Genomic DNA, 20154 nt, shown 5'->3' with positions numbered 1-20154 from the left:
ATGGGGCAGGAGAGATCAGGGTCCCTCCATACACCCGCTTTCCGCCTGGTGCACTACCTTAGCTGCAGCCGGCCCTCATACCTTTAGCGGTGGCCGGAACCGCCCTTCTTGCCGCCGCCGTCCTGCTTGTTGACGGTGGCCCAGGCACGCCGCTCGGCTTCCTTCTCCGAGACGCCGCGGTTTTCGTAACCTTCCTCGATATGTTCGGCCTTGCGCTTCTGCTTGTCGGTATAGGCGGACTTGTCACCGCGGGACATGAATTTCTCCTCTCACGCTTAAATCCAGTCGCGCACCCTGCCGGGATGCGCCCAAGGACTAAAACCGAGTAGGTTCGACCAGGTTCCGAAACTCTGTTTCCTATCCGCTGTTGCGCAGACCGGCCGCAATGCCGTTGATGGACAGGTGAATACCCTGAACGACCTGCTCGTCCGCATCGCCTGAACGGTGACGCTTCAGCAATTCGATCTGCAGGTGATTCAGCAGATCGAGATAGGGGAAGCGATTGCGGATCGAGCGGGCGAGAAGCGGATTGCCGTCGAGCAGGGATTGCTGCTGCATGATGGCGAGCAGCTGCTTGATCGAATCCTCCCATTCGTGGCGCAGGCGCGGGAAGATGGCCTCGCGCAAACTGTCCTCCTCGACGAGCTTCGCGTAGCGCGACGCGATGGCGATATTGCTCTTCGCGAGCACCATGTCCATGTTCGACAGAAGCGCCTGGAAGAATGGCCACTCGCGATACATCTCCTGCAGCAGCGCCAAGCCGGTGTCGGGCCGCTTTTCGAGCCACTCGTTGACAGCCGAACCGAAGCCGTACCAGCCCGGCAGCATGAGGCGGCATTGCGCCCAGCCGAACACCCAGGGAATGGCGCGCAGATCCTCGATGCGCCGTGAATTGGTACGCGAGGCGGGCCGGCTGCCGATGTTCAGGTTGGCGATCTCACCGATCACCGTCGATTCCCAGAAATAGCGCTCGAATCCTTCGGTCTCGTAGACGAGCGCCCGGTAGGCCTTGAAAGCGCTGTCCGACAGTTCCTCCATGGCATTCAGGTATTCCTCGCGCGGAGCGGATTGCCCGGAATGCAGCAGTGACGCTTCAAGCGTCGCGGCAGCCAGGATCTCGAGATTGCGTCGCCCCAGATCCGGATTGGAGTATTTGCCCGCGATCACCTCACCCTGTTCCGTGATGCGGATGGCGCCCTGCACGGCGCCCCCGGGCTGCGCGAGGATTGCCTGATAGCTCGGCCCGCCGCCACGGCCCACCGACCCGCCGCGACCGTGAAAGAGCCGGAGAGCCACGCCATGGCGCTTGAACACCTCGATCAGCTCGATTTCCGCCTTGTAGAGTTCCCAGCCGGACGTGAGGAAGCCGCCATCCTTGTTGCTGTCGGAATAGCCGAGCATCACCTCCTGCGCCTGATCTCGGCTGCGCAACAGGCGCATGTAATCGGGCAGCGCAAAGAGCGCATCCATCACGCCGCTGCAATGGCGCAGGTCCGCTATGGTCTCGAAAAGCGGAATGATATTCACGTCCATCTCGCCGTCGCGTGGACGCAAGAGACCCGCTTCCTTCAGGAGAAGAGCCACTTCCAGAATGTCTGACGGATCGCTCGCCTTGGAGATGACGTAGTTCGGCACGGCCGCGCGGCCGTAGCGCCGGTGCGCTTCGGAAGCCTCGTGAACGATGGCGAGTTCGGACGAGGTTTCCGGCGAGTAGTCGAGATAGGGCGAGGTCAGGGGGCGCGGTGTCGCGAGCTCTTCCAGGAGAAGGGCGACACGTTTGTCCTCAGTCAGTCCTTCGTAATCGGTGCCGGGAATCGCCTTCTCGAAGAGTTCCGCGACCACGCGTTGATGAACGTCGGAGTTCTGCCGCATGTCGAGGCTTGCCAGATGGAAGCCGAACACGTCGACGGCGCGGCGCAGTTTGCGCAGGCGCCCACGCGACAGGGAACCCGATCCGTTCGCCCGCAGGGAGCGGTGCAGGATCGACAGATCGCCTTCGAATTCCTCGACATCGCCATAGGCCGGCGCATCGCCCACCGCGTGACGCGCCACGTCGCCATGTCCGAGCCGGGCGGCGGTTGAAGCGAGGCGCGCATAGATGCCCGTGATAGCCCGGCGATAAGGCTCGTCCTGGCGATGGGGCGATGGATCGGGAGACGCTTTGGCGAGTTCCTGAACCTCATCGGAAACGTTCACATAGCGCCCATCAAGCGACAACTCGGCGCCCAGGCAATGGAGTTCTTCGAGATAGAAGCCGAGCGCATGCTTGCTCTGCAGCAGCAGAGCCTGACGCAGAGCGTCCGCCGTCACGAAGGGATTGCCGTCACGGTCGCCTCCGATCCAGCTCCCCATCCTCAGGAAGGAGGGAAGCTCCACGCTTTCCCAGACCGGATCCATGGCCGCGAGCTGATCCTCCAGGGCCGCATAGACACGGGGCAGCTCCTTGAAGAACGTGTAGTCGTAATAGGAGAGGCCATTGTTGACCTCGTCGATCACCTTGAGCCTGTTCCGGCGCAGGATGCTCGTCTGCCAGAGGGTGAGGATGGCGCGGCGGAGGCCCTCCTGGCAGGTCGCCTCCTCGTCCGGCGTCAGATGCTGCCGGTCGCGTTGCGCCAGGATCTGAGAGATCTCCATCTCCCGATCGATGGTGCTCTTGCGGCGCACCTCGGTCGGATGCGCGGTCAGGACGGGACAAACGAGTGCGGAGCCGAAGAAGGCCTGCAGCGCGTTGTGGCTGATGCCCGACTCCCGGATGAGCTTGAGGGCCCGTGCCAATGTTCCCTCGCGCGGCGCCGACGCCTCCATGGCGTGCGCACCGGCCATCGCATGGGCACGGGAGCGGCGAACATGGTGCTGGTCCTCGGCGATGTTCGCCAGATGCGAGAAATAGCTGTAGGCCCGAATGATCTGATTGGAACGCCCCCGAGAGAGGCTGTTCAGGATCGTCTCGAGCTCGCGGCGGGCGATTTCATCCTCATCACGATGGAAGCGGATCGAAGTCTGGCGGATGCGCTCCACGATCTCGTAGGCCGCTTCGCCTTCCTGCTCTCGGATCGTGTCGCCGAGGATGCGCCCCAGAAGCCGGATGTCGTCGCGAAGGGGAAAGTCCTTCTCGGGCGTGACGTCGCGATTGATCAGGGACATGGGAAAGCTCCCGCTTCATGTGCATATGTTGCACTGCGAAATAAAACCCTTTGATACCCCACTGCAAGCGTAATTTTATTCTAAATTCGACCTAGTTTCCAACTGCCCAGCGGTCTGGCGCCTCCGATTGGCCGATGAGAGCCAGCCCATAGGCGATCGACTCGAACTGGTCCGCGGATGTCAGCCTCGTCTCGCCGAATCGGTCGACGAACAGGCGGCGGATCGCTGGGACGAAAGACGTACCGCCGGTGAGGAAGACCCGTTCGATCTCACCGGGCTTCACACCGGCTTTGGCAAGCGCCTCGTCGACCGTCTGGGCAATCCGGCCGACATCCTCGGCGATCCAGGACTCGAAATCGGCCCGGGAGATCCTTGCCTGTATGTCGACACCCTCGCCTTGGAAGCGGAAATCCGTCTCCTCATGGTTGGAGAGCGCCACCTTGGCGGAAGATACCGCTCGATAGAGGGCAAAGCCCAAATCGTATTCGATAATATCGATGAATTTCTCTAGCGGCTCCGGCTCCAGGGCGACGCGGGCGAGTTCCCGAAGCTCCTTCAGATCGCCGCTGCCCTTCATCATCGCGAGCTGGTTCCAGCGGGCGAAGTTGGCGTAGTAATGGTTGGGGATCGACAGGATCTTGTCCATGGAGCGATAAAGCCCGCCCTTGCCGAGACGCGGCGACACGACCCTGTCGACGATCCGGTAATCGAAGGCATCGCCCGCAAGGCCGATGCCTGCATGTCCCAGCGGCTCGGCGCGCAGCGCGCCGCCGGCCTTCGAGAACCGCATCACCGAAAAATCGCTGGTGCCTCCGCCGAAATCCGCCACGAGGACGGTGGCGTCGTGATCGAGCTGTCGTGCATAGAAGAAGGCCGCACCGACCGGCTCATAGACATAGCGGGCCTGCTCGGCCCCCAGCCGTCCGAAGGCGGTCCGGTAGCGCCGCATGGCGAGATCGTCGTCCGGATTGTAGCCCGCGAACTGGACCGGCCGGCCGATGACGACATTGCCGGCACCCCAGTCCAGCCGGGAGCCGCCGTGATGCGCGAGCGTGCGCAGGAATGCGCTCAGCAGGTCCTCGAAAGCGTAGCGCTCCCGGAAGATGCGGGTTTCCTTGAAGGTGGCGCTGGCCGCGAAGGTCTTGAAGGACTGAATGAAACGGTGGGCATGGAGCCCCTCGAGGAACTGCTCGATGGCCCAGGGACCGCCCTCCACTTCCGTGCGCAGGCCGTTGCCGTGCCGCTCGTCCCAGAAGCAGAGCGCCGTGACATAAACCTTGAGGCGTTCTCCCCCATGCTCGAAGGTGAGCGCCTCCACATTCCCGTCCGGATCCGCGATGGCCACGACCGTGTTGCTGGTTCCGAAATCGATGCCGATGGAAAAATCAGGGGATGGGGGCATGGGCACCTCGGAGGACGGCTTGAAGGGCCGGACGGTCTATACGCCAAGGCCAGACAAGCCAAGGGGAAAAGTCAAACACCTCATTCCCTAACGGCACTGCGACCCCGGGGCTGTGGACGGCCCGTTGACCGGGAGGCGCCCGGCACCGTAGAAGCCGCGCCTTATGCTTTTTCGGAGACTTTCATGCTATCCATCGGTCAGCGCATTGCGAACGAACTGAATGTTCAGGAATGGCAGGTCAAGGCAGCCGTCGAGCTGCTCGACGGCGGCTCCACCGTTCCCTTCATCGCGCGCTACCGCAAGGAAGTCACCGGCACCCTGGACGATGCCCAGCTGCGCACACTGGAGGAGCGCCTGCGCTACCTGCGCGAGATGGAGGACCGCCGCAAGACGATCCTCGACAGCATCCGCGAGCAGGGCAAGCTTAACGACGAGCTGGCACTCCAGATCAACAATGCCGACACCAAGGCACGCCTCGAAGATCTCTACCTGCCCTACAAGCCCAAGCGGCGCACGAAGGCGCAGATCGCCAAGGAGGCGGGGCTGGAACCCTTGGCCGATCTCCTCCTGAGCGAGCCCGCCCGCGATCCGAAGGACGCGGCCGCTGCCTTCGTGAACGCCGAGAAGGAGGTCGCCACGCCCGAGGCTGCGCTGGAAGGGGCTCGTTCGATTCTCGTCGAGCGCTTCTCGGAAAACGCCGAGCTGCTGGGCTCCTTGCGCGACATCTATTGGGAGCGCGGCAGCCTCACCTCCAAGGTCCGCGACGGCAAGCAGACGGACGGGGCGAAGTTCTCCGATTACTTCGATTTTGCCGAGCCACTGACGAAGCTTCCTTCCCACCGCATCCTCGCGCTGTTTCGTGGTGAGAAGGAAGAGATCCTCGATCTTCGCATGGAGGAGGACAAGGATGCTGCCGAGCCCGGCTACGTCAGCCGGTATGAGGGCCGCACCGCGCTCGCCTTCGGCATCGTCGACCAGGGCCGTCCGGGCGACAAATGGCTCCTGGAAACCGTGCGCTGGGCCTGGCGTACGAAGCTGCGGTTCTCCATCGAACTCGACATGAAGATGAAGCTCTGGCAACTCGCGGAAGACGAGGCGGTGAAGGTATTCGCGGGCAACCTGCGCGACCTGCTGCTCGCGGCTCCCGCCGGCGCGCGCCCGACACTCGGCCTCGATCCAGGCTTCCGCACCGGCGTGAAAGTGGCCGTGGTGGATGCGACTGGAAAGGTCGTGGCAACCGATACCATCTACCCGCACGAGCCGAAGCGCCAATGGGATGAGTCCATCGCGACGCTGGCGCGGCTCTGCCGCGTGCACAAGGTCGAACTCGTCGCCATCGGCAACGGCACGGCCTCGCGCGAGACCGACAAGCTCGCGGCCGAGCTGGTGTCGAAGCACCCGGACCTGAAGCTCACCAAGATCATGGTCTCAGAGGCGGGAGCCTCGGTCTATTCCGCCTCTGCCTTTGCCAGCCAGGAGCTGCCGGATCTCGACGTGTCCCTGCGCGGCGCCGTCTCCATCGCGCGCCGCCTGCAGGATCCGCTGGCGGAGCTCGTGAAGATCGACCCGAAGTCCATCGGCGTCGGGCAGTACCAGCACGACCTCGCGGAATACAAGCTCTCCCGCTCCCTCGATGCAGTGGTGGAGGATTGCGTGAACGCGGTCGGCGTCGACCTCAACACTGCCTCCGCGCCGCTCCTCTCCCGCGTGTCGGGCCTCGGCGAGTGGGTGGCGAAGAACATCGTCGAGCACCGCGATGCCAACGGGCCGTTCAAGACCCGCAAGGCGCTGACCAAGGTTTCGGGTCTGGGCCCCAAGACCTTCGAACAGGCCGCGGGCTTCCTGCGCATTCCGAACGGCGACGACCCGCTCGATGCCTCCGGTGTTCATCCGGAAGCCTATCCGGTCGTGCGCCGCATTCTCGAAGCCACGAAGAGCGACATCAAGGTCGTGATCGGCAACGGGGCCGTCCTGAAGAAGCTCAACCCGCAGGCCTTCACGGACGAGAAGTTCGGCGTGCCGACCGTGAAGGACATCCTGAGCGAACTCGAGAAGCCCGGTCGCGACCCGCGTCCCGAATTCAAGACCGCCACCTTCATGGAAGGCGTGGAGAAGATCAGCGACCTGAAGCCCGGCATGGTGCTGGAGGGCGTCGTCACGAACGTGGCCGCCTTCGGCGCCTTCGTCGATGTGGGCGTGCACCAGGACGGGCTCGTGCATATCTCGGCACTGGCCGACACCTTCGTGAAGGATCCGCGCACCGTCGTGAAGCCGGGCGACATCGTGAAGGTCAAGGTGCTTGAAGTCGACGTTTCGAGGAAGCGCATCTCGCTTTCCATGCGCATGAGCGATCCTGCCGAGAAGCGGCCTCAGGGCCGCCAGGACGACAACCGGTCGGCGTTCCAGAAGCACCGCTCCCAGAACGAACGGAAACCGGCCCCGCAGGCTTCAGCCTCAGGCGGCGCTTTGGCCGATGCCCTGCGCCGGGCCGCAATGGCCGGCGGCAAGGACAAGGGCAGCCGGAAATAAGCGCGACCGGGGCGGCTTGTGGCCGCCCCTGAATTGCCAAGCGCATTGTGCGGATCCCAAAAGTGGCTTCCACTTTTGGGTCCGATGCTCTAGAAGCAAAGCGTCTCACGGGGAGCCCATCCAGGGCTGAGAGGTGGCAAGGCCGCCGACCCGTCGAACCTGATCCGGGTCATGCCGGCGGAGGGAATGAGCATGCGACATCGCCAGAAAAGCCATGCCCCGTGCAATCTGCGCCGCCGGTTCGGCCTGCCTCATGCATGGGAGCGCTCCTGATGTTACGCCGACTGTTTCTCACCCTCGCGACATTTGTGCTCGCGACAAGCCTTGCCCAGGCCCAGACCAAACCGACGCTCACCGTCTACACCTACAGCTCGTTTGCCGGGAAATACGGTCCCGGCAAGACCGTCAAGGAGCGCTTCGAGGCGACCTGCGGCTGCGAGCTGAACTGGGTCACGGCCGAGGATGCCGGGAGCCTGCTCGGGCGGCTGCGGCTCGAAGGCGAGAACACCAAGGCCGACGTGGTGGTCGGTCTCGACATGAATCTCATGGCGGAGGCCAAGTCGCTCAACCTCTTCGCGCCCCACGGCGTGAATGGTAGGGATCTGACACTTCCTATCACATGGAGTGACGACACCTTCCTTCCATTCGACTGGGGCTATTACGCCTTCGTCTACGATGCCAACAAGCTCGCCAATCCGCCCAAGAGCCTGAAGGAGCTGGTCGACAACCCCAACGGGCCGAAAGTGGTCCTGCAGGATCCCCGCACCAGCGCGCCGGGGCTCGGCCTGCTGCTCTGGATGCAGAAGGTCTATGGCGACCAGGCCGGTGAGGCCTGGGGCAAGCTCAAGCCACGCATCGTCACCTTCACCAAGGGCTGGTCCGAGGCCTATGGCCTGTTCCTGAAGGGCGAGGCCGACATGGTGATGTCCTACACCACCTCTCCGGCCTATCACGTCGTCGCGGAGAAGAAGGACAACTACAAGGCCGCCGCCTTCGCGGAGGGACATTACCTTCACGTGGAACTGGCCGGCATGACCCGCACGACGAAGCAGCCGGATCTTGCCAAGACGTTCATGGCCTTTATCCTCAGCGAGCCGTTCCAGTCGGCCATGCCCGAGGGCAACTGGATGATGCCGGCCAAGACGCCCGCTTCCGGCCTGCCCGATGCCTTCAAGAACCTCGTGCAGCCGGACAAGGCGCTTCTCTTCACCCCCGAGGAGGTGCAGCAGAACCGCCGTGCCTTCACGGATGCCTGGCTCAACGCCACGGCGCGCTGATCGCCGATCATGGTTCTGAAGCTGCCCCATCCCGGAAGCCTGGTGGCCTTCGCCATCGTGTGTCTGGTCGCGGGCGGCTTCGTCGCTCTGGCCACGGTCGACGGAGGGACACCCGCGCTTCTCTCCATCGGCCCCTATCTCGGGCGCGTTCTCGCCTTCTCCATCGTTCAGGCGCTGCTCTCGACCGCGCTGTCGCTTGCTCTCGGGATCGGCCTGGCGCTCGCGCTCGCACGCCGTCGGTTTCCGGGACGCGATCTCGTCCTGGCAACGTTGAGCACCACGATGGTGCTGCCGACCATCGTGGCCGTGTTCGCGGTCTTCGCCGTCTATGGCCGCAGCGGATGGCTTGCCGACATGCTGGCCTTCTTCGGACACAGCAGCAGTTTCAGCATCTTCGGCTATCCGGGAATCCTGATCGCCCATGTGTTCCTGAACGGACCCTTCGTGGCGCGGATCACCCTCGACGGATTGAATCAGGTGCCTGCCGAGCACTGGCGGCTTGCCGGCGCTTTCGGCTTCACGCCGTTCCAGATCTTCCGCCATCTCGACTGGCCGGTGCTGCGGGCGGAGCTGCCCGGCATCGCGGGCCTCATCTTCCTGATGTGCTTCAAGAGCTTCGCCATCGTGCTGGCGCTCGGCGGAGGTCCCAGCCGCTCCACGCTCGAAGTGGCGATCTACGAGGCGCTCAAGATCGATCTCGATTTCGGCCGCGTCGCCTGGCTCGCCCTGATCCAGCTCGTGATTTGCCTCTCGATGACGGGTCTGCTCCACTGGGCCTTCACGCGCCCTCCGGTCGGCCATACGATCCGCAGCCTCGTTCGTCGCCCCGATGCGAAGAACCAACGCCTCAAGACCCTCGACGCCATCGTGCTCGTTGTCAGCGCCCTGTTCATCGGACTGCTCGCGTTCAGCGTGCTGACGGGCTTTCGCAGCCTGCCCGCCGTGCTCGATGCGGATCTCCTCCGCGCCTTCGTCACGAGCCTGACGATTGCGAGTGCGGCCGCCATCCTGGCATGCCTCCTCGCTTATGCGCTCGCTTCCGCCGCGCGGCGGAGGCGCATCGCCCTGCGCTCGCCGCGGATCGCCGCCTTCTACGATCTCCTGCCCGACACGCTTCTCGCCGTTCCACCCTTCGCCCTGACCGCCGGCCTGTTCCTGCTGATCCGACGCTTCGGCGATCCCTCGATGGCGGGCCTCATCCTCTTGCCGCTCATCAACGGCCTCGCCGCCGTGCCCTTCGCCTATCGCTATGTGGCGCCGCATCTCCTCACCATCGAGGAACGCTACGGCCGCGTTGCGGCATCTCTCGGCCTCACCGGCTGGTCGAAGCTGACCATCATGGACTGGCCCGCCCTCAAGCGCCCGCTCGCGGCGGGTTTTGCGCTCGCCATGGCCCTGTCCTTCGGCGATTTCGGCATCATCGCTCTCTTCGGCGGCACGGAACTGGTAACCCTGCCCTATCTTCTCTATGAACGCCTCGGAGCCTACCGGCTCGACGAAGCGTCGAGCATCGGCCTCGTCATCGTCCTTTTCGCCGTTCTGCTCGCTCACGTGTCCGGTCGATTGTCCCATGCTGGTGATTGAGAAGTGCCGCCTGACCTGGCCCGATTTTGCGGCCGATTACACGCTGACTGTGCAGGCGGGACAGCTCTGCGCCGTCATCGGCCCGTCGGGCGGCGGCAAGACCACCCTGCTCCACATGATCGCCGGGTTCGAGGTCCCTGAGAGCGGCACCCTGACTTTCGACGGCCGGGACCTCCTTCCGCTGGAACCGGCCAAGCGCCCGGCGGCCATCGTGTTCCAGGACCACAACCTGTTCCCGCACCTAAGCGCGGCGCAGAACGTCGCCCTGGGCCTGCGCCCGTCTCTGCGATTGAGCGCGGATGAGAAGCGCCTCGTCAGCGAGATACTGGACGCGGTCGGCCTCGATGGCTTCGAGGATCGCAGGCCCGGCGAGATGTCGGGCGGGCAGCGGCAGCGCGTGGCGCTGGCGCGCGCGCTGGTCTCGGGACGCCCGCTCATTCTTCTCGACGAACCTTTCAGCAGCCTCGATCCGGCGCTCCGCCGCGACATGATCCTGCTCGTCGACGCATTGCGGCGCAAACGCCCCGTCACCATCCTCATGACGATCCACACACCCGAGGACGTGGCCGATGTGGCCGACCAGATGGCCTTCGTGGCCGACGGGCAGGTCGTGGCGTCGGGAAAGCCCACTGATATTCTCACCAGCGCGCTTGCCCCAAGGATCGCGTCGGCTGTGTCGGATTCGTGAAAGTGCATACCGAGCACCCTCGTTCTCTCATGCTATTGAGATAGACACCTTCGCTCGTCATCACTGGCCTTGTGCTGGTGATCTCGATCATGTGAGGCGCTAGAGCTTCGAACGCAAAAGTGGGAACCGGTTTTGCGTGCAAAGATGCAGGGAAACAAAAGCTTAGAGCATTGGACGTGAGTTCGAATTTGCGTCCGATGCTCTAAGGTGTCATTCCCGGCCGGAGCGCAGGGGAAGGGAATCCATAGCGCTGAGTGTGATCGTAGATCCCCTTCCCGGTCCTTTGGACCGCCGGGGATGACGACGGAGCGCTTCCTGGAAATGGCTGCAAGTGGGTGGCTGGATTGTAGGCCGCTGCATTTCCACGTACCTTCGGCAGACTTCGAGGACGTAGCGAGAGAGGATCCTGCATGGCGAGGCTCGTCTTTGCATTGAATCAGTCGCTGGACGGCTATGTCGACCACGATGCATTTTCGCCTGATCCTGCGGTTTTCCGTCATTTCATCGATGACGTGCGCAGCGTCGCCGGCACCGTATACGGTCGCCGCATGTACGAGGTGATGCGGTATTGGGACGAGGATCGCTCCGAGTGGGACGAGGCCGAGCGTGATTATGCGACGGCGTGGCGGAGCCAACCAAAGTGGGTCGTGTCGCGCTCGTTGGGGTCGGTTGGCCCGAACGCCACTCTTATCAAGGATGATGTGGAGACGACGATACGCCGGTTCAAAGCTCAGTTCGATGGAGAGATTGAAGTTTCCGGTCCGGAGCTCGCGGGATTTCTGACCGACCTGGGCCTTGTCGACGAGTACCGATTGTACCTCCATCCCGTCGTGCTCGGCGGCGGCAAGCCGCTCTTCGCCGGGCCGCGCCCTCGACTTCGCCTCCTGGCGAGCGATCGTATCGGCGAGGACGTGATCAGGCTGACATACGTTCCAGCATAGTCACGGCGAATAGCTTGGCGGACAGATGAGGAAGAGGCTTGTTGGATCGGGAACAGCCGCCCTCGGTGCATCCTTTCGGATCAAGCTCGGCTCTACGAAGCACTCACCCCCGCCCGGCGAGAACCGACACGCCCGACGCATCGAACACGTGCAGGGCCCGGCGCGGCACGTGGGCCGTGTAGGAACCGCCGGGCGCCGCATCGGTCTCACCCGGGGCGCGGACGATCACGTCGTCGCCGCTCGCGAGCTTCATGTAGACATAGCTCGACTCGCCCAACTGCTCGACCGCGTCGATGGTGCCGCGCAGCGAGGCTGCGTCGCCTCCGCCCTCTTCCATGTGCTCGGGCCTGATGCCGATCGTGACATGGTCGCCGGCCGACAGGCTGCCTGCCTTCACATCGACTGACGTCTCCGTACCGGCGAAGCCGACAATGGCGCTGCTCCCCTCGACACGCAGGACCTGCCCCTTGATGAAATTCATCCGTGGCGAGCCGATGAAGCCGGCGACGAACAGGTTGCGCGGATAGCGGTAGAGTTCCAGCGGCGCACCCACCTGCTCGATCCGGCCATGGTTCATCACCACGATCTTCGACGCGAGCGTCATGGCCTCGACCTGATCGTGGGTGACGTAGATCATCGTGGCGCCGAGGTCGCGATGCAGCTTGGCGATCTCGAGCCGCGTGTTGACGCGCAGCGCTGCGTCGAGATTGGAGAGCGGTTCATCGAACAGGAAGACGCTCGGGTTGCGCACGATGGCCCGGCCGATGGCGACGCGCTGGCGCTGGCCGCCCGACAGCTCCCGCGGCTTACGGTCGAGGAGCGGAGTGAGCTTCAGAATTTCCGCCGCCTGCCGCACGCGGCGGTCCACCTCCGCCTTGTTCGTCTTGGCGAACTTCAACCCGAAGGCCATGTTCTTGTAGACGTTCATATGCGGGTAGAGCGCGTAGGATTGGAACACCATCGCGATCTTGCGGTCCGCCGGCGGCAGCTCGTTCACCCGCCGGCTGTCGATCCTGATCTCGCCGCCGCTCACCGTCTCAAGGCCCGCGATGATGCGCAGCAGCGTGGACTTGCCGCAGCCGGACGGGCCGACGAAGACGACGAACTCCCCGTCATCGACCGAGAGATCGATGTCGCGCAGGATCTCCGTCGCGCCGAAGGACTTGGCAACACCGTGCAGGGAAACATCAGCCATCGCGTTCAATTCCAACCATGAGGCGTCATTTCACGGCGCCGGCCGTGAGGCCGCGCACGAGATAGCGCGAGAAGACAAGATAGAGGACGAGGACGGGAGCGATCGCCAGGGTCAGCGACGCCAGCACGGCGTTCCAGTCCGTCACGTATTGGCCGATGAATTGCTGGACGCCCAGGGTGATCGTCTGCTTGCCATCGCCGGGCGCCAGGATCAGCGGGAACCAGAGATCGTTCCAGACCGGCACCATGGTGAAGACGGCGACCGTTGCGACGGCCGGGCTGATGAGCGGCAGGATGATGCTGAAGAAGATCCTGTACTCGCTCACCCCGTCGCAGCGCGCGGCATCGCGCAGGTCCTTCGGAATCTGCTGGATGAACTCGCCGAGGATCAGGATGGCGAGCGGCAATCCTTGCGCCACATAGACGAGGATGAGCGCGGTGAGCGTGTTGACGAGATTAAGCTCCACCATCATGCGCAGGATGCTGACGCTCCCGAGGCGGATCGGCACCATGATGCCGATGGCAAGATAGAGGCTGAGCAGGGTGTTGCCGGGAAACCTGTATTCCGTCAGCGCCCAGGCGGCCATGGCGCCGATGAGCACGATCAGCACGAGGGAGACCAGCGTGACCGTCAGGCTGTTGAAGAAATAGAGACCGAAATCCGCATTGGCGAAGACCCGGTCGAACCCGATGGTCGTGAATGTCTGGCCGTTGGGAAGCCCGAGCGGATCGGCGAAGATCGCGCGCCGCGTCTTGAAGGCGTTGACCAGGATGAGCAGGATCGGTCCCAGCGCCAGGATCGTGTAGAGGATCAGGGCGATGTGGACGGCGATGCGACCGGGCCTGACAATTGTTCCTCTGACGGTTGGTCCCATGGCGCCCTCAGAACGTGTGCCGCTGCAGCCGCCGCTGCACGCCGAACAGATAGATCAGCACGCCGATCAGGATGATGACGAGCATGGCGGTGGCCACCGCCGCCCCCATGGTCGGGCTGCCGACCTGAAGCTGGAAGCCGAAGAAGGTGCGGTAGAAGAACGTGCCGAGAATGTCGGTCGAGAAATTCGGACCCGCGAGCGCGCCCTTGATCGCGTAGATCAGGTCGAACGCATTGAAGTTGGCCACGAAGGTCAGGATCGACACGACGCCGAGCGTCGGCAGGATCAGGGGCAGGCGCACGAACCAGAACACGCTGAAGGGCCCTGCCCCGTCGACGGTGGCGGCATCGAGCAGATCGTCGGGAATGTTCAGGAGCGCGGCATAGATCAGCATCATAGGAATGCCGACGAACTGCCAGACCGAGATGAGGGAGACGGTGAGCAGGGCCGTCGATTCCTGGCCGAGCCATGGGCCGAAGAGACTTCCCAGGCCCACGGCTTTCAGGAGGCTCGGCGCGATGCCCCAGAGCGGATTGAGGATGAGCTGCCAGATGAAGCCGATGATGACGACGGACAGCATGGTCGGCAGGAAGATGAGCGTGCGGTAGACGCTGCCGCCGGTGAGCCGCGGCAGGCTGAGCAGCATGGCGAGCCCCAGGCCGATGCCGTTCTGCACCACCATGTGAATGGCGAAAAAGATCAGGTTGTTGCGCAGCGCGTTCCAGAACTGGCCCGACCAGTTGGGATCGGCCAGAAGGGTCCGGAAGTTCTGCAGGCCGACGAAGCTGCGGATCCCGGCCTCGTCGCCCGCGTAAAGGCTCAGGCGGATCGTGTCGATCAGGGGATAGATCGAGAACAGCGTGTAGATCGCAACCGCCGGCGCGAGGAAGACCGCGATGTGGACGGGAAAGCGCGAGCGAGCCGGCACCGCGCCCGTCGACTGAACCTGTGAAGCCGTGAGATCCGTCATGCTGCTCCGGGCCGAAGGAGAAGGAAAAGCGGGCCGCCTTTCGGAAGCGGCCCGCCCTGTCGTTGTCGGCGCTTACTTCTTGTGCGGCTCGTACCAGCTGGCAAGGCCGTCCTCGGCCTTCTTGGCGGCCTCCTCCGGCTTCATGCTGCCGTTCATCACCTGGGCGCTCACGTTCCAGAGCTCGTTCTCGAGACTCGGCGTGCCGCGGGCCAGGATCTGGTAGGAGTTGCGGATCGAGCTTTCGCAGGTGCCGCGCCAGCCGACGAACTTCGCCGCGACCGGGTCCTTCACCTCGACCTTCGCGTTGGAGAGCGGGAAGAAGCCCGGCAGCTCGTTGGCGTAGATCTCGGCGAATTCAGGGGATGCCACCCAGGACAGGAAGGTCTTGGCCGCCTCGACATTCTTCGATTTGGCATTGATACCAATCGCAATGTCGGTGTGGTCGCTGATGTAGCACTTGTCACCGGCCTTTACGACGGGCGGCGGGAAGGCGTCGAACTGGAAATCGGCCTGCTTGCGGAAGATCGGAACGTCCCAGGAGCCGGCCGGGTAGATCGCCGCGCGGCCCAGCGTGAACAGGTTCTGCGTGTCCGGATATTTCTGCGACTTGTAGCCGTCGCCCATGTAGGGAGCCCAGCTCGCCAATTCCTTGAACACGTCCACATAGGCCGGGTCGGTGAATTTCTGCTTGCCCTCGATGAGCGCCTTGCGGCCCTCCTCGCCCTTCCAGTAGTTCACGCCGATGTTCTGGAAGCCCATGGTGGCGGCTTCCCATTGGTCGGCCGTGCCCATGGCGATCGGCGTGTACTTGCCGTCGGCCTTGATCTTGTCGAGCACCGCGTGGAACTCGGCCATGGTCTTCGGCGGCGTGAGCTTGAGCTCGTCGAAGATTTCCTTGTTGTAGACGAAGCCGTGGATGACCGAGGCCATCGGCATGCAGAAGGTGGTCTTGCCGTCGTCCGTGGACCAGGCGCTCTTGGCCACGTCGGAAAAGTTCTCGATGCCCTTTACGTCGTTGACGGAAACCAGGTTGCCCTTCTTGAACAGGTCCAGGGAGGCATCGAACGGGCGGCAGGTGATGAGGTCGCCCGCCGTGCCGCCGGCGAGGCGCGCGTTGAGGGCGGCGTTGTACTCGGTCGGCGGATCGGCCTTGAACTGCACCTTGATGTCGGGATGCTTCTTGTTGAAGGCCGGAATGATCTTGGTGTTCCAGACATCCGCGTCGTCGTTGCGCCAGCTCTCGATGGTGAGCGTCTGGGCCGACGCGGCATGGGCGAAAGCAAGAGCCGTCGCGGCCACCGAGGCGCCCGCGAGCAACCGCCCTGCACGGCGCAGGAAAGCTTTCGAGTGGAGTTTCTTCATCGTTTTCGTCCTCCGTGACCGAGAGGCGTTCCGAACGCCCCCGAATTGATGGCCCTCTGATTGTCCCGTGCCGATTTTATCGCATTCTTGTGCTTTCCCACGGTCTAGTCTGACTGTTCCACCGGAAAGCCCTTTGGACAAGTGACCTCATATTGGTATCGGCAAAATGCAAAGACAACTCCTCTTTGCGGACACCACGCACAATTTGCCGGCTCTGCATTTTCGACGCTTTGCACTCTGGCCGGATGATCACCCTCAGGGCTGTGGACAACACGGCCGGAGTTTCCATGCCGGCGCCTCTTCCCGAACTGGACATTAAGTGGCATGGTGCCTGTCCGTAAGATCGACTCCGAGATCCCTTTCAGAGATCCCTTTGCATGACCGACCTGTTGTTCCTTGGCATTGACGGCGGCGGCACCAAGTGCCAGGCGCGGCTGCGCGATGCGAAAGGAACGCTCCTGGGCGAGGGAACGGGCGGGCCGTCCAACATCCGCCTCGATCCCGATCTGGTCTGGACCTCGCTCCTGACCGCCTGCCGCGAGGCGCTTGCACAGGCGGGGCTTCAGGAGAGCGATCTCGAGCGCATTCACGCCGGCATGGGGGCGGCCGGCGCCGGGCAGACCAGCGCGGTCGAGCGCCTTCTGTCGCGCGCCCACCCATTCGCCTCCTTCGAGATCGAGACGGATGCCCACACGGCCTGGCTCGGTGCCTTCAAGGGCGGCGACGGCGCCATCCTGATCGTCGGCACCGGCTCCTGCGGCTATGGCGGCACCAGCGGCCAGTGCCATTATGTCGGCGGCTGGGGCTACGAGATATCCGACGAAGGCAGCGGCGCCGCCATCGGGAGGGAATTGCTGCGCCGCTGCATCTGGGCCCATGATGGCCGCATCGCCTCGACGCCGCTCTCCGATACGGTCCTGGCCGAGTTCAAGAACGACCTCGAGATCCTGATCGACTGGGTCGGCAAGGCCCGCCCGGCCGATTACGGGCGCTATGCGCCGCTCGTCCTGCAGCATGCGGAGAAGCGCGACCCTCTCGGCATCGCCATCATCGAGAATGCGGCCGCCGGCTTGAGCGCGATCGGCATGCGCCTGCTCGACCTCGGCGCCCCCGCCATCTGCCTTTTCGGCGGATTGTCGGAGCCGCTCCGCCCCTGGCTGTCGCCTCCCATCCAGCGAACCATCACGGAACCCATGGCCGACGCGCTCGACGGGGCCATCCTGCTGGCCCGCACGGCTCTCCAGGAGCCTCGGCCATGAACGAGCAATCCAGCGAGCCGCTCGCCTTCGTACCCCTCGATGAAGGCAACCCCACGCCGCTCTATCTCCAGCTTCAGCAATCCATCGAGGAGGCGGTCCGCAAGGGAGCACTCAAGGCGGATGCGGCGCTTCCGGGCGAGCGGGACCTGGCCAAGCAGCTCGGCATTTCGCGCGTCACGGTGCGCAAGGCCATCACCGGGCTGGTGCAGAAGGGCGTGCTCGTCCAGCGCTGGGGATCGGGCACCTTCATCGCCCCGCAGATGCGCCTCGAACAACCGCTGTCCCGCCTGTCGAGCTTCACCGACGACATGTCGGCGCGCGGCCTGAGCTCATCGGCCGTGATGCTGAGCCGCTCGACCGGACCGGCCTCCACGGACGAGCTGATGGCGCTCGGCCTCTCGCCGGGAGATCTGGTGAGCCGCGTCAACCGCCTGCGCCTCGCCAACGGCATTCCCATGGCGATCGAGAACGCGGTCATCCCCTCGAAGGTCTTGCCCGATCCCTCCCTCGTCAGGCAATCGCTCTATGCGGTGCTGCACGAGCAGGGCTTCATGCCGACCCGCGCCCTGCAGCGCCTCCACGCGGTTCTGTTGAACGAGGAACAGGCCTCGCTGCTCGGCGTTCCGCCTCAGAGTCCCGCGCTCTACATCGAACGTCGCTCGTTCACAGCCACGGGCGAGGTCGTCGAGTTCACCTCGTCCTATTACCGGGGCGATGCCTATGATTTCGTGGCCGAGCTGACCATCAGCCAGCCCGAACGGATGCACAATGATGACACCTGACACGAATGCTTCTTCCCCGACGGCCATGCTGCGCGAGGCGCAGGAGGCGCCGCAGGTGGTCGCGCGTCTCCTCGAGAGCAACGCGCCCCTGTGCCGCGAGCTCGGCGAGCGCCTGCGCGCCTCGCCGCCGCCCTTCGCCGTGACCTGCGCGCGCGGCAGCTCCGACAACGCGGCGACCTTCGTCAAATACCTGCTCGAGATTCATTCCGGCCTCGTCACCGCGTCCGTCGGCCCGTCCGTGACCTCCGTCTACGAGGCGCGCCCGCGCATGCGCGACGCCCTGTTCCTCGCCGTGTCGCAATCGGGCCGCAGCCCGGACATCCTCAACCTCGCCCAGGCTGGGCGTGACGACGGCGCCCTGACGGTGGCGCTCGTGAACGACACGACATCGCCGCTCGCCTCCACCTGCGAGGTCGTGCTGCCGTTGCATGCAGGCCCCGAGAAGAGCGTCGCGGCCACGAAATCCTTCATCGCGGCGCTCGCGGCAGGATTGCAGCTCGTGGCGCACTGGTCGCAGGATCAGGAATTGCTGGCGGCCCTCGACACCCTGCCGGATGTGCTGGCCCGCGCGTCCGCGACCGATTGGTCGGCGGCGCTTCCCGAGTTGTCGGACGCGAACAACCTGTTCGTCGTCGGGCGCGGCGTGGGCTTCGCCGTCGCGCAGGAAGCCGCCCTCAAGCTCAAGGAGACCTCCGGCGTCCACGCGGAGGCGATGAGCGCCGCCGAGCTGATGCACGGCCCCTGGACGCTGGCGGGCGACCACTTCCCGATCCTGGTGCTCAGCCAGCGCGACGAGACCCTGAGCGGCGTCAATGATCTCGTGACGAAGCTGCACGAGCAGGGCGTTCCCGTCATCGTCGCCGGTGCCGCGGAGGGCCGGGCGAGCGTCGCCCTGCCGGGGATCGAGGATGCGCATCCCTATCTGGCGCCCATCGCGCTCATCCAGAGCTTCTACCCCCTCGTGAATGCCATTGCCTTGGCGCGCGGCCGCAATCCCGACAACCCGCCGCGCCTGCGCAAGGTGACGGAGACCGTCTGATGCCGATCGCCCTCGTGGGAGCCCGCCTGTTCGATGGCGCGCACATGCTCGCCGGCCGCGCCGTCGTGATCGAGAACGGCCGCATCCTCGGCCTGCCGCACGAGCAGGATCTGGGCACCGGCATCGAGCGCCACCGGATCGAGGGCCTGCTCGCCCCGGGCTTCATCGACGTGCAGGTCAATGGCGGCGGCGGCGTGCTCTACAACGACGTGCGCAGCGTTGAGGGCATCCGGACGATTGCCGAGGCCCACAGGACTTATGGCACCACCGGCCTTCTGCCGACCTTCATCACCGATACCCGCGAGACCATGGCGGAAGCCGTGGAGGCCATGCGCGCGGCCCTGGCCGCCCGCGTGCCCGGCGTTCTCGGCATCCATCTCGAGGGCCCCTTCATCAGCCCCGAACGCAAGGGCGTGCACAACCCCGCCTTCATTCGCCCGATCGAGGATGAGGACATCGCGATCCTGACCTCACTCACCGAGGGCCGCACGCTCGTGACGCTGGCGCCCGAGCGCACCGGCATGGAGGCGATTGCCCGCTTGGCCGCTTCAGGCGTGCTGGTCTGCGCCGGGCATACCGCCGGCGATTACGCGACCATCATGGAAGCGGCGCGCCACGGGCTGCGGGGTTTCACGCATCTCTACAACGCGATGCCGCCCATGGCCGGGCGCGATCCGGGCCCCGTGGGCGCGGCGCTCGACAGCCCGGACACCTGGTGCGGGCTCATCGTCGACGGGCACCACGTGAGCGATGCGGCTCTGCGCGTGGCGATTGCCGCCAAGGGCACGGAGCGGATGATGCTCGTCACCGACGCCATGTCGGTGACCGGCACGGACCTGACGAGCTTCGACCTGCACGGCCGCACGATCTATCGCCGGGACGGCAGGCTCACCACGGAGGACGGAACGCTTGCAGGCTCCGACCTCGACATGGCGAGCGCGGTGCGCAACAGCGTCGAGCGGCTGGGGCTTGCCCTGCCGGACGTGCTGCGAATGGCATCGCTGATCCCCGCTCAATTCCTGAAGCTCGATCACGAACTGGGCCGCATCGCGCCCGGCTATCGCGCCGATCTCGTTCTCCTCGACGAGGGCCTGCAGGTGCGGCAGAC

The 20154-nt window shown here is 64.5% G+C and carries 16 protein-coding genes and 1 riboswitch; of the genes, 9 read left to right on the top strand and 7 right to left on the bottom strand.

The genetic code is table 11. From position 1 onward, the window contains the following. Positions 1 to 83 precede the first annotated feature (83 nt). The 3 genes from DDF70_RS37330 to DDF70_RS05770 all read right to left on the bottom strand — a co-directional run bounded on the left by DDF70_RS37330 (position 84) and on the right by DDF70_RS05770 (position 4546). A complete protein-coding gene (locus DDF70_RS37330; protein ID WP_009493188.1) occupies positions 84 to 257 on the bottom strand; it encodes a hypothetical protein in 174 nt (57 codons plus the stop codon). Between the two features lie 100 nt (positions 258 to 357). Further along, complete coding sequence (ppc, locus tag DDF70_RS05775) at positions 358 to 3144, bottom strand: phosphoenolpyruvate carboxylase (RefSeq protein ID WP_114943919.1); 2787 nt, start codon at positions 3142 to 3144, stop codon at positions 358 to 360. A 91-nt stretch (positions 3145 to 3235) separates the two neighbouring features. Beyond that, positions 3236 to 4546 carry an Hsp70 family protein gene (locus DDF70_RS05770; RefSeq protein ID WP_114943918.1) on the bottom strand — a complete coding sequence of 437 codons (1311 nt, stop codon included), beginning with the start codon at positions 4544 to 4546 and terminating at the stop codon, positions 3236 to 3238. 183 nt (positions 4547 to 4729) lie between these two features. On the opposite strand from DDF70_RS05770, the gene DDF70_RS05765 reads away from it, so the two are divergent. From DDF70_RS05765 to DDF70_RS05745, 5 genes are all read left to right on the top strand, one after another. Beyond that, a complete protein-coding gene (locus tag DDF70_RS05765; protein ID WP_114943917.1) occupies positions 4730 to 7075 on the top strand; it encodes a Tex family protein in 2346 nt (781 codons plus the stop codon). A gap of 98 nt (positions 7076 to 7173) precedes the next feature. After that, positions 7174 to 7279, top strand: a riboswitch (TPP riboswitch). Between the two features lie 68 nt (positions 7280 to 7347). Continuing rightward, the gene (gene thiB, locus DDF70_RS05760) at positions 7348 to 8352 is read left to right on the top strand and encodes a thiamine ABC transporter substrate binding subunit (RefSeq protein ID WP_114943916.1); all 1005 of its coding nucleotides are present in this window, start codon (positions 7348 to 7350) and stop codon (positions 8350 to 8352) included. A 9-nt stretch (positions 8353 to 8361) separates the two neighbouring features. Beyond that, positions 8362 to 9936: an ABC transporter permease subunit gene (locus DDF70_RS05755; protein WP_114943915.1), complete on the top strand. Its 1575-nt coding sequence runs from the start codon at positions 8362 to 8364 to the stop codon at positions 9934 to 9936. Further along, a complete protein-coding gene (locus tag DDF70_RS05750; RefSeq protein ID WP_114943914.1) occupies positions 9923 to 10624 on the top strand; it encodes a thiamine ABC transporter ATP-binding protein in 702 nt (233 codons plus the stop codon). The genes DDF70_RS05755 and DDF70_RS05750 overlap by 14 nt, the downstream gene beginning before the upstream one ends. A 410-nt stretch (positions 10625 to 11034) precedes the next feature. Next, entirely contained in the window at positions 11035 to 11565 is a 531-nt protein-coding gene (locus DDF70_RS05745; RefSeq protein ID WP_114943913.1) for a dihydrofolate reductase family protein, read from the top strand. A 103-nt stretch (positions 11566 to 11668) separates the two neighbouring features. On the opposite strand, the gene DDF70_RS05740 is transcribed toward DDF70_RS05745, so the two are convergent. The 4 genes from DDF70_RS05740 to DDF70_RS05725 form a co-directional block, all read right to left on the bottom strand. Then, positions 11669 to 12760: an ABC transporter ATP-binding protein gene (locus DDF70_RS05740; protein WP_114943912.1), complete on the bottom strand. Its 1092-nt coding sequence runs from the start codon at positions 12758 to 12760 to the stop codon at positions 11669 to 11671. 25 nt (positions 12761 to 12785) lie between these two features. Further along, positions 12786 to 13634, bottom strand: coding sequence for a carbohydrate ABC transporter permease (locus tag DDF70_RS05735; RefSeq protein WP_114943911.1), 849 nt, complete (start codon positions 13632 to 13634; stop codon positions 12786 to 12788). A 7-nt stretch (positions 13635 to 13641) separates the two neighbouring features. Continuing rightward, the gene (locus DDF70_RS05730) at positions 13642 to 14604 is read right to left on the bottom strand and encodes a carbohydrate ABC transporter permease (protein ID WP_170316036.1); all 963 of its coding nucleotides are present in this window, start codon (positions 14602 to 14604) and stop codon (positions 13642 to 13644) included. A 72-nt stretch (positions 14605 to 14676) separates the two neighbouring features. Next, the gene (locus DDF70_RS05725; protein ID WP_114943910.1) at positions 14677 to 15966 is read right to left on the bottom strand and encodes an ABC transporter substrate-binding protein; all 1290 of its coding nucleotides are present in this window, start codon (positions 15964 to 15966) and stop codon (positions 14677 to 14679) included. A 377-nt stretch (positions 15967 to 16343) separates the two neighbouring features. On the opposite strand from DDF70_RS05725, the gene DDF70_RS05720 reads away from it, so the two are divergent. The 4 genes from DDF70_RS05720 to nagA form a co-directional block, all read left to right on the top strand. Further along, positions 16344 to 17225 carry a glucosamine kinase nucleotide-binding domain-containing protein gene (locus DDF70_RS05720; RefSeq protein WP_114943909.1) on the top strand — a complete coding sequence of 294 codons (882 nt, stop codon included), beginning with the start codon at positions 16344 to 16346 and terminating at the stop codon, positions 17223 to 17225. Then, a complete protein-coding gene (locus DDF70_RS05715) occupies positions 17222 to 18007 on the top strand; it encodes a GntR family transcriptional regulator (RefSeq protein WP_114943908.1) in 786 nt (261 codons plus the stop codon). The genes DDF70_RS05720 and DDF70_RS05715 overlap by 4 nt, the downstream gene beginning before the upstream one ends. Next, positions 17994 to 19046 carry an SIS domain-containing protein gene (locus DDF70_RS05710; RefSeq protein WP_114943907.1) on the top strand — a complete coding sequence of 351 codons (1053 nt, stop codon included), beginning with the start codon at positions 17994 to 17996 and terminating at the stop codon, positions 19044 to 19046. The genes DDF70_RS05715 and DDF70_RS05710 overlap by 14 nt, the downstream gene beginning before the upstream one ends. Further along, positions 19046 to 20154 (top strand): N-acetylglucosamine-6-phosphate deacetylase (nagA, locus tag DDF70_RS05705; RefSeq protein ID WP_114943906.1); only part of this gene is annotated, 1109 nt, incomplete at its 3' end. The genes DDF70_RS05710 and nagA, both read left to right, overlap by 1 nt.

Origin of the sequence: Microvirga calopogonii (genome assembly GCF_003347665.1) — a bacterium.
Lineage (GTDB): Bacteria > Pseudomonadota > Alphaproteobacteria > Rhizobiales > Beijerinckiaceae > Microvirga > Microvirga calopogonii.
Note: the sequence above shows the minus strand (reverse complement) of the source record. Positions and strands in the feature narration are given on the sequence as shown.

Excerpts from the sequence above, each read along its gene's own strand:
- DDF70_RS05750 (WP_114943914.1), top strand. The coding sequence starts at position 9,923 with ATGCTGGTGATTGAGAAGTGCCGCCTGACCTGGCCCGATTTTGCGGCC.
- DDF70_RS05720 (WP_114943909.1), top strand. The coding sequence starts at position 16,344 with ATGACCGACCTGTTGTTCCTTGGCATTGACGGCGGCGGCACCAAGTGC.
- DDF70_RS05770 (WP_114943918.1), bottom strand. The coding sequence starts at position 4,546 with ATGCCCCCATCCCCTGATTTTTCCATCGGCATCGATTTCGGAACCAGC.
- DDF70_RS37330 (WP_009493188.1), bottom strand. The coding sequence starts at position 257 with ATGTCCCGCGGTGACAAGTCCGCCTATACCGACAAGCAGAAGCGCAAG.
- DDF70_RS05725 (WP_114943910.1), bottom strand. The coding sequence starts at position 15,966 with ATGAAGAAACTCCACTCGAAAGCTTTCCTGCGCCGTGCAGGGCGGTTG.
- DDF70_RS05735 (WP_114943911.1), bottom strand. The coding sequence starts at position 13,634 with ATGGGACCAACCGTCAGAGGAACAATTGTCAGGCCCGGTCGCATCGCC.
- DDF70_RS05730 (WP_170316036.1), bottom strand. The coding sequence starts at position 14,604 with ATGACGGATCTCACGGCTTCACAGGTTCAGTCGACGGGCGCGGTGCCG.
- ppc (WP_114943919.1), bottom strand. The coding sequence starts at position 3,144 with ATGTCCCTGATCAATCGCGACGTCACGCCCGAGAAGGACTTTCCCCTT.
- DDF70_RS05765 (WP_114943917.1), top strand. The coding sequence starts at position 4,730 with ATGCTATCCATCGGTCAGCGCATTGCGAACGAACTGAATGTTCAGGAA.
- DDF70_RS05715 (WP_114943908.1), top strand. The coding sequence starts at position 17,222 with ATGAACGAGCAATCCAGCGAGCCGCTCGCCTTCGTACCCCTCGATGAA.
- DDF70_RS05710 (WP_114943907.1), top strand. The coding sequence starts at position 17,994 with ATGATGACACCTGACACGAATGCTTCTTCCCCGACGGCCATGCTGCGC.
- DDF70_RS05745 (WP_114943913.1), top strand. The coding sequence starts at position 11,035 with ATGGCGAGGCTCGTCTTTGCATTGAATCAGTCGCTGGACGGCTATGTC.
- DDF70_RS05755 (WP_114943915.1), top strand. The coding sequence starts at position 8,362 with ATGGTTCTGAAGCTGCCCCATCCCGGAAGCCTGGTGGCCTTCGCCATC.
- thiB (WP_114943916.1), top strand. The coding sequence starts at position 7,348 with ATGTTACGCCGACTGTTTCTCACCCTCGCGACATTTGTGCTCGCGACA.
- DDF70_RS05740 (WP_114943912.1), bottom strand. The coding sequence starts at position 12,760 with ATGGCTGATGTTTCCCTGCACGGTGTTGCCAAGTCCTTCGGCGCGACG.